Below are 12,115 nucleotides of genomic sequence, written 5' to 3' on the forward strand. Positions count from 1 at the left end.
TCATTAGAGTTTTATTTTATACCAGTTGATGCCATTCCTTCAATAAATTTCTTTTGGAATATTATAAACATAATTAGCATAGGTAAAACTCCTAAAATAGCTCCAGCCATAGCTAAAGGATAATCAGTTCCGTGTTGTCCAGATAGAGCAGCAAGACCAGCAGAAAGGGTCATCTTATCAGTAGAAGTGTTAACAATAAGAGGCCACATAAGTTGGTTCCAACTAGCAAGAGCTGTTATTATAATTAAAGCTACAATACCAGGTTTAACAAGAGGTAGCATAATTTTATAATAGATTTGAAAATGATTACATCCATCTATAATTGCAGCTTCTTCTAATTCTTTAGGAAGAGTCATAAAAAATTGTCTCATTAAAAAAGTTCCAAAAGAACTAAATAATCCTGGGATAATAAGACCACTTAAAGTATTTAATAGTCCTAATTTTTGAATAATCATATATTGTGGTAGTAAAAAAATCTGCCCAGGAACCATTAAAACAGCTAGTAATAATAGAAATATTGTATTTCTAAATGGAAACTCAATCCTAGCAAAAGCATACGCAGCCATAGAACAAAAGATTATTTGTCCAATTGTTCTAACCACAGTATAAGCAATGGTGTTATAGTAAAACTTCATAAAAGGCATAGTAGCCATAACATCTTTATAATTACTCCATTTAAATTCAGATGGAAAAATAACAGGTGGAACTTGTATACTTTCCCCTAAAGTTTTAACAGAGGTTAGAAACATCCAAATAAATGGAATTAAAGTAAATATAACTCCAGTTATAAGAACAATATGCAAAAAAACTTTTTCTTTTTTGTTGTCCATATTTTCCTCCTAATAGTTAACTAGCTTTTTTTGTAGTTTAAGTTGAATCCAAGTGAAAGCCATAATAATGATAAATAAAACAACAGCAATAGCAGCAGCATAACCTCTTTCAGACATTTGGAAAGCATTTGTATAGAAGAAATATACAATTGTCATACTACTTTCAAAAGCTGGGTTAGTTCGATTTACCATCATAAAAACTAAGTCAAATATTTGGAATGAATTAATAAAAGACATTACGGTAACAAAGAATAGTGATGGACTAAGTAGTGGTAAAGTAATCTTAAAAAAACAGGTAACAGGACCAGCACCATCTATTTTAGCAGCTTCATAATACATTTTAGGAATACCTTGTAAACCAGCAAGAAGTATAACCATGTTATAGCCTATATTAGACCATATAGCAACAACTATAACAGCATATAAGGCTGTTTGAGGGTCTGACAACCAAGCTCTAGATTCAAAGCCAAAGTTATTTAGAAATTGATTTAAAAGACCAAACTCTTTATTATACATCCATCGCCAAACCATAGCAATAGCTGTAGGCATTGTAACAGCAGGTAGAAAATATAAAACTCTATAAATTGTAAGACCTTTAATTTTACTATTTAACATAGTAGCAACTAATGTAGAGCAAGTTATTCCCAAAGGAACAGAAAACAAAACATAAACAAAAGTATTTTTTAAAGCTTGATACATTTTAGGATCATACATAAGTTTTTCATAGTTTTTAAAACCAATATATTTAAATTGTCCAAAGGCTCCAAGGTTAGTTAAACTAAAATAAAGATTTTGGAAAAATGGAAATATATAAAAAATTCCAATACCAATAACTAAGGGGGCAATCATAAGATATGCCCACATACTATTTTGAAATTTATCTTTTCTCATAACTAAACTTCCTCTTTTAAAATAGCATTCATTTTTTCGTTTATAATCTCACAAGCTTTTTCAGGAGTTAATTCCCCCATCCAAACTTTATTTAGATACTCATTCATAACATCTTCCCATTTACCAGTATTTAAAGATGCAGGGTATTCAATTCCATTAGGTAACATCTTAGAATAACCATGTAGATTTAAGTTAGGATATGACTCAGTCCAAATCTCTTGAGATTCTATATAAGCAGGGATAACTATACCACTCTTAGCTTGAGTGTCGTGTGAATCTTTACTAGATAAGTATGTCACTAATTTTTTAGCTTCTTCAGGATGCTTAGTTTGTGAATAGATAGCGTAACCAAGACCATGAATAATAGCAGCATCCTTAGTTTTTAAAGGTAATTTAGCCAAATCAACTTTATCTTTTATGATTTCATTTTTCATATATTGTTTAACCATCCAAGAACCTGAATATGTCATAGCAACCTTCTGAGATTGGAAAAGATCAGAAGATCTAGTGTCTGCAATCTCTCCAAGACTAGGAATAACTTTTTCATCTAAAAGTTCTTTTATCTCTTTTACTGCAGCTATAGTATTTGGATCTGAAAATCCACTAGTTTTTTTATCAGGAGATATAACTCTTCCACCAAACTGAGATATTATTTCATAATAGTCCTCTTGTCCAGCAAAACCTAGAGCTAAACCATAGTTCCCAGTTTTATTTTTTATCTCTTTAGCAGTTGTTACCATGTCGTTCCAAGTCCAATTGTCATTAGGATATTGAAGTTTTAAAGAGTCAAAAATTTCTTTATTGTACCAAAGAGCTGTAGTATCAATATCTTTTGGAGCGGCCATAAGTTTATTGTCATAAGTATACATCTTGATCATTCCTTCAGGAAAAGAATCCTTGTTAATAGATTTATTATCTACTAGATCTTGAATAGGAAGAATCATATTGGCTTTAGCATATTTTGTAAAATTTGGAGCATTGATCCAGAATATATCTTGAAGTTGTCCGCCAGTAGCTGCAGTTTCAAGTTTAGTCCAATATTGAGAAAAAGGAGTTATTTCAACAACAACTTTAACACCTGGGTTTTCTTTTTCAAAATTACTGATCATACTTTCAATAACAGGTTTTTGGTTGGCATCCCAAAGAGCAAGTTTTAAAACTTTATCTTTATTTGAAGAAGTAGTTTTTTCATCACTACCACACCCTGTTAAAGAAGTTAAAAGACCTAGACTTAATAATGATAGAATAATTTTTTTCATAATACCCCCTTAAAATTGTATACGTATTCATAATTATTTGATAAAATATACCTCATAGATTAAGATTTGTCAAATTTATTTTAAACTACTCTTTCTAATTTCAATTCCTGGAGAAAGTTGAAGTGTTTTTTTAATACTTTGGTTGTTTAATATAATCTCAATACCCTCTTTAACCATAGCCTCTGTAGGTTGAGTGATACTTGTAATTTCAAGAAGTTTAGAAACTATAGTATTATCAAATCCTACTAAAGCAATATCTTCTGGAATTTTATAACCTGCTTCGTTGGCTTTTTTCATAAATAAACATGCAACTTCATCATTAGATGCAACATAAGCAGTACAAGAAAGTTTTTTCTTTTTTAAAACGTTCTCAATATCTTCCCCTGTTAGATTAACAGTATCAACTTTAATAAAAGAATCAGACTTAAAGTTTAAATTATTCTCTTTTAAAGCTTTCTTTACTCCATCAAGTTTTGGATTATATTTTTTATGATCTCCACCGATATAACCTATATGTTTATGTCCTTGATTAATAAGATGTTGACACGCTATTTCTCCACCTTCAACTAAAGATGTTGTAACGTAATTATGACCTGGAAAGTCTTCATTTAAAGCGACAAAAGGAACTGCAGTGCTCTCTAAAAAATCAAGATTTTTTTCATCTACAGGTGCTATAAGTATTCCTTCTACATTTCTAGCTAGCATCATTTTTATATGTTCTAATTCAAAATCAGCACTTTTTTCAGAGTTCATAACAAGTAAACTATATCCTTTTTCTCGAGCTAATTTTTCAGCATACTTAATCATATCTAAATAGTAATAATTAGAAAAGCTAAAAACAATAAATCCCAGTATTTTACTACCAACTCCTCTCATAGTTTTAGCATTTTCATTGGGAATAAATTTATATTTATCTATAAAATATTGTATTTTTTCTCTAACTTCAGGTTTTACTTTTTCTGGTTGATTAATGGCTCTTGATACGGTAGCTTGAGATACACCAACTAAATTAGCAATCTCTGTCATTGTCATTCTTTTGTTTTTCATGTATCCTCCCTGTTAAATAACTATATATGAAAAATAATACTCTATAAAATTGGGATAAGCAAATTTTTATGAAAAAAAATTTGACAATTTAAAAATCATAGACTATACTCACATTAAAAATATATGTATACGTATTCAAAATAGGAGGAAATTTTATGTTAAGAATCGGTGTAATAGGGGCAGGAAATAGGGGAAAGGATGTTTATGCTAATTTTATTTTAAAAAATAGTGATGAAGCAGAGATTGTAGCTGTGGCAGAACCAAATCCTATAAAGAGAGATCAGATGATAAAAGCTCATGGAATTTTACCTGAGTATGTGTTTAACTCTTGGGAGGAGTTTTTAGAAAAAGATAAATTTTGCGATGCTATAATTCTGGCAACAGGTGACGATATGCACTTTGAGCCGATAGAACTTGCAATGAAAAAAGGTTATGATATTCTTCTTGAAAAGCCTATGTCAAACAAAGTTGAAGAGTGCATTGAGATAGTTAAAATGGCTGAAAAATATGGAGTTAAGGTAATGGTTTGTCATGTACTTAGATATACACCATTTTTTAGCAAATTAAAAGAGTTAATTGATAGTGGAATAATAGGAGATGTTGTTGATATACAGCACAATGAGAATATAGGGAATTTTCACTTTGCTCATAGCTTTGTAAGAGGTAATTGGAGAAACTCAGATGAGACAAGCCCTCTTATTTTACAAAAGAGTTGTCACGATTTAGATATTTTATCTTGGCTTTTAAATGGAAATCCTTGTAAAAAAATTGCTTCTTTTGGAAATTTAAAACATTTCAGAAAAGAAAATGCCCCAGAAGGTTCAGCAGATAGATGCTTAGATTGTAAGTATATTGATAGTTGTATATATTCTCCTAAGAAAATATATTATAATAATATTGGAGCTTGGCCAACTTTAGTTGCTAGTGAGATTCAAACAGAGGAAGCTTTAACAAGATCTTTAGAGCATAATCAATATGGAAGATGTGTTTACAAATGTGATAACAATGTTGTAGATAATATGGTTTCTATAATTGAGTTTGAAAATGGAGTAAATGTGACTTTTAATCTATGTGCTTTTACAGATGAAGTATGTAGAACAATAAAAATTATGGGAACTAAAGGTGAAATAAGAGGAAATGATGCAAAAAATCATATAGAAGTTTATGAGTTTGGAAAAGGAAATGGACGTTTTGCAAATGGAAAGAGAACAGAGATTGTTCCAGATGTATTAGAAGGAGGACATGGAGGAGGAGATACAGGACTGATGAAAGATTTTGTAAATCTATGTTTAGGAAGACAAGAGGATTCTAGAACTAATCCAAGAACATCTTTAGAAAGTCATATAATGGCTTTTGCAGCAGAAGACTCTAGAGTTAATGGAAATGTTGTTTATATGGATGAGTATTTAAATAGATTTAATTAAAAATAGGGGTTAGCCATTTTGGTTAACCCCTTAGTTTTTTATTTAATATTTGTTAAAGCCTTATTTAAATCATCAATAAGATCGTCAACATGCTCTAATCCAATAGAAACTCTCATTACTCCAAGAGATAAACCAGTTGATTTAAATTGCTCAGGACTCATCTCTTTTAGATAACTTATAGCAGGAGCGTGAATAAGAGACTCATGTCCTCCCCAGCTAACTCCAATACTAAAGTGTTCTAAAGCGTTAACAAAGTTTTTAATATCTGCTAACTCCTCTGAGTCTATAACAAAACTCATAAGTCCACTGTAACCGTTCATTTGCTTTTTTCCAAGTTCAAATTGAGGGTGAGATTTCAATCCAGGATAGTTCACCGATTTTATCTTAGGGTGATTTTCTAAGAAACTAGCAACTTTTAAAGCGTTATTCTGATGTCTCTCCATTCTCATAGGTAGTGTTCTTAAACTTCTCATAAGTAACCATGCTTCAAATGGAGCCATTTTAGCACCGAATAAAAGAAATTCATTTTGGTAGATGCTATCAATATCTTTAGCTGAACCAATAATAACACCAGCTATAATATCACTGTGTCCTCCTAGATATTTAGAGCATGAATGTACCTCTAAATCAATTCCTAACTCTAAAGGCTTTTGAAATATAGGAGTTGCCCAAGTGTTATCAACGATAGTTTTAATATTGTGTTTTTTAGCTAAATCAGCGATAGCTTTTAAATTTTGCATAGAAAATATAGCTGATGACGGTGATTCTAAGTAGATAAGAGTAGTATTTTCTTTTATAGCATTTTCAATCTCTTCAACAGATTCTCCACTTACAAAAGTTACATCTACATTGAATTTATCTCTTAAATAGTTATCTAAAAAATTCATAGCAGGACCATAGATATTTCTTAAAGTAATCACATGACAATTAGCTTTAACACAACTCATAATAGCACTTGAAATAGCGGCCATTCCAGAAGAGAAAAGTCTAGCTTTTTCTCCACCAGCAATTTTGGCTAATTTTTTTTCAACAATAGAAACTGAAGGGTTGTTACCTCTAGTATATATATTGTTGTTTATAGGATCAGAAAAGGCATTATCAATATGATCCCAACTTTCAAAAGCAAATAGAGTATTTTGATAGATTGGTGGAACAATAGCTCCATTATGTTTATCTCTTTCCTCTCCGTAATGAGCAAGAATAGTTTCTAAATTATTTTTCATAGTTAATCTCCTTATTTAAAGTAATCTTCGTTATTAGATAGTTTCATTAGCAGCAGTTTCGTATTCAGAGATGCTACTTGTATTAGATTTATTAAGTTTTCTAGAAAGCATATATGTTTGAATAAAGAAAACAAATATACCAAATATATTAAAGAAACTCCATTTAACATATTCTGTGGTGAACACTCCTAAAGTAGTAGACATATATATAGCTGTAACATGCCAAGGTAAAAGACTTTCAAGTAAAGTCATACTATTTTCCATTGTTCTAGATAAAACTGAAAGAGGAACTCCTTGCTTTCTAAAACTTTCCTTAAATAGTTGTCCAGTAGTCATTATAGAAAACTGTCCATTACCAGTTATACCATTCATAACTCCACCAGTAAGGAATGTAACTGTAGTAAGACTAAATACACCAGTGATAGCTTTACTCATCTGTTGAACAACCTTATCTAAAGCTCCAGATACTTCCATGAAAGATCCAAAAGGCATAGCTAAGAAACAGAATAAAACAGCTCCACCCATCATTGATGCAAAACCACCACGATTTAAAAGTCCAAGTAATCTAGGAGTTATATCAGCTACGTTGATTCCAACACTTTCAGCCATGCTAATATTAAAACCTGATATTAAAGCATTAGCTGCATCATTAAATAAAAATCCATTGCTAAATACACCAATTAACATAGCTGTTATAGATGAACCAAGCATTAAAAGAAGTGGTGAAATACCAAAATATCCTCCACCAAAAACAATGATAGGTGGTATTAACATAGCAATATTGAAGTTATAGATAGAGTTTAAATCAGACATTATTTTTAAAGTTGTATCTGTAAGTTCAGAATTACCATTGAAATAGTATGAACCTACAATTGTAAAAGCTATTAGAGATAGAGCACCAGATATAATTACATTTGGTAACATACCTTTAATATGCTCATAAACAGTTATTTCTGAAGACATAGCACTTAAGTTTGTAGTATCAGAAACAGGAGAAACCTTATCTCCGAAAAAAGCACCAGATATAATAGCTCCAGCTACAACTGGTAAAGGAATTCCCATACTTTGAGCTATTCCCATAAACGCTACTCCAGACGTTGCAGCAGATCCCCAGCTAGTTCCAGTGAAAGTTGAAACTAATGCAGTAACAAGAAATGCGGTAACAACTACAAATTTTGGATTTAAAAATTTAAGACCATAATAAATCATCATAGGAACAGTTCCACTGAACATCCAAGTTCCAACTACACCACCAATAGCAATAAGAATAAGAATTGCTGGAAAAGCATCAGAAAATTTTTTAGTATAAGCATTCATCATTTCATCCCAAGATATTCCCACTCTGATAGCAATAATTGCAGAAAAAATAGAAGCTATAATCAATAAAAATTCTAATCTTATTCCCATAATGATATTCCCCACTAATACCATTAAAGCCATAACTATTATTGGTAGAAAAGCTTCAAAATTTGTTGGTGTTCTTTTTGATTTCATAAATACCCTCCGTGTTTTAAAATATATATTAATTTCGAATTAGAAGAGTTGGATCTAATTCAATATTTAATACCTTATTTTCATCCTTACAAGTACCATTTATTTTTTTGGTTAAAGTATCTAAAGATAACTCAATCATTTTTTTCATAGGCTGCTCAATACTAGAGATACCTAAAGCTTCAGCTAAAAGTGTATTATCAAAGCCTATAAATTCAATGTTGGAATAATCGATTTTTAGTTTTTTTAAAGTTTTGAGAAAGTGAAGTGCCATAAAGTCACTAGATACAAAATAAGCAGAACATTGAATTCCTTTATTTTTTATAAAACTTTCTAAGTCATTTATAAAGTTTGAATCTAAATTAGCAAAAAAATTACACTCATCTATATTAGAGATATATCGACTCTTAAAACCATCGAATTTAAGAGAGGGATACTCACCAATGTAACCAATATTAGAATGCCCCTTATTAATAAGAAAATTAGCTGCAATTTCACCACCTTTAAAAAGTGAAGTGGAGAAACTATCATAGTCTTTTAAAATTTCATTAACAACAACAAAAGGAATGCCTAATTTTTTAATAAAAGACATATTATCTTCAGACACTGGACAAGCTACGATTCCATCAACACCTCTTTTTTGAAGTTCAATAATATGTTTTTTTTCAAGAATAGATGAACGTTCAGAGTTCATGACAATAATAGAGTATCCCTTTTCTCTAGCGATTTTTTCAACATAATTGACTATTTCTAAATAGTATTGATTCTTAAAATCAACGGTAAGTAAACCGAGTATTTTTGATTTCTCTCCACGTAAAATCTGAGCACTATAATCAGGAAGAAATTCATTTTCATCTATAAATTTTAAAATTCGCTCACGAACGTCTTTTTTTATATTGGGGTGATTATTTATAACTCTTGAAACAGTTGATTGAGAAACACCAAGAAGATCTCCAATTTGTTTCATAGTTAGTTTATTCTTTTTCATAAATACCTCCTTTAATTTTGCATACGTATGCAAGAAAGGTTTGTAAACGAATTATTGCATACATTATGTACTGATGTCAATAAAAAAGTTTTAAAAAAACATAAAATATACAAAAAAATATATAAAAACATAGAGATATAAAGAGGTTGTAAAGAGTTATAAAAAATTCAAAAAATGAAATTAAATATTGAATATGAAATAAAATAAAAAAACAAAAGAATAGAAACATACAATATTAGAATATTATTATATATTTCAAAGAATAGGAATGAAAAAGAAAAATTGAAATGTTTAAATAAAAAACAAATTATGATATCATTTTTTTATAACGAAAATAGTTAAAGAATTTTGCATCTAAGGAGCGAGCTTAATTTACTTTTTTTACCGTTAAATAGTTAAGGGGGCAAAACTAATGGATGAAAGAGATGTAATGTTAGCAAAAAATGGTGACAGCGAAGCTATGGAAAAAGTTTTCTTAAAATATAAAAGTGATATTTTGAGAAATAGCAAGAACTTCTTCATAAAAGGTGGAGACATCGATGATCTACTACAAGAGGGGTATATAGGTCTTATGAAGGCGATAAAATCATATGATGAAACACGTGAGGTATGCTTTAGTACTTTTGCAAATCTATGTATAAAAAGACAGATTATTACAGCAGTAAAATCTTCTAATTCAAATAGAAATCAGAAGTTAAATAACTCAATAATTGGTGATAAAGATGTTAATTTAGATGATTTAGCTCAATATGCAAAGCCATCTGTAAATTTCTTTTCTCCTGAAGATATTCTTTTAGGAAAAGAGTTAGTAGTAATGCTTGGAGAGTTTTTAAATAAAAGTTTAACACCTTTAGAAAAAAAAGTTTTTTTCTACACATGTAAACAATATAAGTACAACGAGATTGCAGAGATGCTAAATGAGCCAAATAAAAAAATAGACAATGCAATTCAAAGAGTAAGAAAAAAAATATTGGGATATTTATCTGAGTATAGCAGAGGATAGAGCAAATTGTTAGGATGAAAGATTTAACTTTCATCCTTTTTATTTACTAAAAATTTACTTAAACTGTGATATAATATTTAAAACTTAAAGAGGTGGAAAATGAGATACAATATTTTAATTTTTGATGCAGATGATACACTATTTGATTTTAAAGCTTCTGAGAAAGAGGCTTTAGAAAAGACTTTAGTAGATTATAATATGAATTATGATGAGGATTATCATTTGAAAATTTATAAAGATATAAATACTAAGATTTGGAAAGAGTTAGAAGATGGACTTATAACACAAAAAGAACTTAAGATAGAACGTTTTAGAAGGTATTGCATGCAGTTAAATTTAGATTTTGATGTAACTGATTTTGCAAACAGATATATGGAGAATTTGTCTAACTCTTCAATATTATTTGAGGATAGTTTAGATTTAATTAAAGAGTTACATGGAAAGTTTCAACTTTTTATAATAACTAATGGTTTAAGCAAAGTTCAAAATGGAAGAATAAAAAACTCAATAATTTCAAAGTATTTTAATGATATTATAGTATCTGAAGAGGTTGGAGTTTCAAAACCAAATCCTGATATTTTTAAAATAACTTTAGAAAAGAATAAAATAAAAGATTCGGATAATATACTTATGATTGGAGATAGTTTAACTTCAGATATAAAAGGTGGAATAAATTTTGGAATTGATACCTGTTTATATAATCCAAAAAGGATTCAAATAACTGAAGAGATAAAGCCTACATATGAAATCTCAACTTTAAAAGAGCTTTTAAATCTATTGTAAAAATTAGGAGTAAATATGAGTTATTTAGAGAAAAAAATAATAGTAGCAATAGATACAATTGGTCCTACATTTGTGTCTAAGTTAGCAAATAGAATATTGGAAAATCAAAATGAGGTTAGAGAGTGTGTAAGAAAACTAATTAAAGAAAAGGTTTTAGAAAGAGTAGAAAATATAATGGTCGAGTATAAAACAAAAGAGGATAACATAGTTGTAAAGCATAGAAATCATACGTATTATAAGCTCACTAAATTGGGAGAGAAGATAGCTAAAGAGATAGAGGAAATAGAGGGGCTTGAAATAAGAGAGGCTTTTAAAACATATAATAAGGCTCTCCAGAACAAACTTGATAACTCTAAGGAGGAATCTCCAAAAAGATGTTATTGTGTAATAGATCTGCCATATTCTCAAGAGATAAATGTAAAATCAATTTTAGGTGATACTTTTGAACTTCTTCAAAAAGAATATGGACATACAATAACTTTAAGAGGAGAGATAACAGAACAAGAGAAGGAGAAAATATCAGATTTACCAAATATTGTTATTATTTAAGTAAAAGGAGAATTTGTGGAAGAGATAATAAAACAAGCAAGTGAATTTTTTATGAGTTTAGGATATTTCGGTATATTTATAATGATGTTTTTAGAATCATCTTTTATACCATTTCCATCTGAAGTTGCGTTATTACCAGCTGGATATTTAATAGGAACAAAAGAGATGAGCTTCTTACCAGTACTTTTTGCAGGAACACTTGGAAGTGTTGCAGGGGCTTGTTTGAACTATTTTTTAGGAAGAACTTTGGGAAGAAATCTTTTGTTGAAATATGGAAAATATTTTTTCCTAGATGAAGACAGATTATTACAAATGGAGGACCTTTTTAATAGAAGAGGGGAACTAATAGTATTTTTAGGTAGATTTATTCCTGTTGTAAGACAATATATATCTTTTCCCCCTGGAATTTTAGAAATGAATATTTTTAAATTTAGTATTTTTACAGGTTTAGGAGCTGGGATATATGTAGCTTTTATGGTTAATGTAGGAACTGTATATAAAGATTATGAAAAATTAATAAACACTTATATTTTAAAATATAGATATTTAGTGATATTATTAGCTTTATTTTATGTAGCGTATAAAATCTTAAAAATGAGAAAAAATAAAAAAGACTAACAAAAAGTT

12 protein-coding genes are annotated in these 12,115 nt (G+C 29.4%); 5 read left to right on the forward strand and 7 right to left on the reverse strand.

Annotated features, from left to right (window positions below; all coding sequences use genetic code 11):
• Positions 1 to 11 precede the first annotated feature (11 nt).
• The 4 genes from NON08_RS06605 to NON08_RS06620 form a co-directional block, all read right to left on the reverse strand.
• Entirely contained in the window at positions 12 to 830 is an 819-nt protein-coding gene (locus NON08_RS06605) for a carbohydrate ABC transporter permease (protein ID WP_256690656.1), read from the reverse strand.
• Positions 831 to 839: 9 nt separating this feature from the next.
• A complete protein-coding gene (locus NON08_RS06610) occupies positions 840 to 1,721 on the reverse strand; it encodes a carbohydrate ABC transporter permease (RefSeq protein WP_256690657.1) in 882 nt (293 codons plus the stop codon).
• A 2-nt stretch (positions 1,722 to 1,723) separates the two neighbouring features.
• Positions 1,724 to 2,980, reverse strand: coding sequence for an ABC transporter substrate-binding protein (locus NON08_RS06615; RefSeq protein WP_256690658.1), 1,257 nt, complete (start codon positions 2,978 to 2,980; stop codon positions 1,724 to 1,726).
• Between the two features lie 75 nt (positions 2,981 to 3,055).
• Positions 3,056 to 4,027, reverse strand: coding sequence for a LacI family DNA-binding transcriptional regulator (locus NON08_RS06620; RefSeq protein ID WP_256690659.1), 972 nt, complete (start codon positions 4,025 to 4,027; stop codon positions 3,056 to 3,058).
• A 155-nt stretch (positions 4,028 to 4,182) separates the two neighbouring features.
• On the opposite strand from NON08_RS06620, the gene NON08_RS06625 reads away from it, so the two are divergent.
• A complete protein-coding gene (locus tag NON08_RS06625; RefSeq protein WP_256690660.1) occupies positions 4,183 to 5,451 on the forward strand; it encodes a Gfo/Idh/MocA family protein in 1,269 nt (422 codons plus the stop codon).
• A gap of 38 nt (positions 5,452 to 5,489) precedes the next feature.
• Here NON08_RS06625 and NON08_RS06630 read toward each other — a convergent pair whose 3' ends face one another.
• The 3 genes from NON08_RS06630 to NON08_RS06640 are packed head-to-tail and all read right to left on the reverse strand — an operon-like array spanning position 5,490 to position 9,153.
• On the reverse strand, positions 5,490 to 6,674 hold the full coding sequence (locus NON08_RS06630; protein WP_256690661.1) for a trans-sulfuration enzyme family protein: 1,185 nt from the start codon (positions 6,672 to 6,674) through the stop codon (positions 5,490 to 5,492).
• 33 nt (positions 6,675 to 6,707) lie between these two features.
• The gene (locus NON08_RS06635; RefSeq protein WP_256690662.1) at positions 6,708 to 8,168 is read right to left on the reverse strand and encodes a Na+/H+ antiporter NhaC family protein; all 1,461 of its coding nucleotides are present in this window, start codon (positions 8,166 to 8,168) and stop codon (positions 6,708 to 6,710) included.
• A 28-nt stretch (positions 8,169 to 8,196) separates the two neighbouring features.
• Positions 8,197 to 9,153, reverse strand: a complete 957-nt coding sequence (locus tag NON08_RS06640) for a LacI family DNA-binding transcriptional regulator (RefSeq protein ID WP_256690664.1) — start codon at positions 9,151 to 9,153, stop codon at positions 8,197 to 8,199.
• 412 nt (positions 9,154 to 9,565) lie between these two features.
• On the opposite strand from NON08_RS06640, the gene NON08_RS06645 reads away from it, so the two are divergent.
• From NON08_RS06645 to NON08_RS06660, 4 genes are all read left to right on the forward strand, one after another.
• Positions 9,566 to 10,156 (forward strand): sigma-70 family RNA polymerase sigma factor, encoded by a 591-nt coding sequence (locus tag NON08_RS06645; RefSeq protein ID WP_256690665.1) that lies wholly within the window; start codon positions 9,566 to 9,568, stop codon positions 10,154 to 10,156.
• A 99-nt stretch (positions 10,157 to 10,255) separates the two neighbouring features.
• Entirely contained in the window at positions 10,256 to 10,939 is a 684-nt protein-coding gene (locus NON08_RS06650; protein ID WP_256690666.1) for a YjjG family noncanonical pyrimidine nucleotidase, read from the forward strand.
• 15 nt (positions 10,940 to 10,954) lie between these two features.
• On the forward strand, positions 10,955 to 11,488 hold the full coding sequence (locus tag NON08_RS06655; protein WP_256690667.1) for a DUF2250 domain-containing protein: 534 nt from the start codon (positions 10,955 to 10,957) through the stop codon (positions 11,486 to 11,488).
• A gap of 15 nt (positions 11,489 to 11,503) precedes the next feature.
• Positions 11,504 to 12,106, forward strand: a complete 603-nt coding sequence (locus NON08_RS06660) for a DedA family protein (protein ID WP_256690668.1) — start codon at positions 11,504 to 11,506, stop codon at positions 12,104 to 12,106.
• The last annotated feature ends 9 nt before the right edge of the window (positions 12,107 to 12,115 follow it).

Origin of the sequence: Cetobacterium sp. NK01 (assembly GCF_024506395.1) — a bacterium.
Classification (GTDB): Bacteria; Fusobacteriota; Fusobacteriia; order Fusobacteriales; family Fusobacteriaceae; genus Cetobacterium_A; species Cetobacterium_A somerae_A.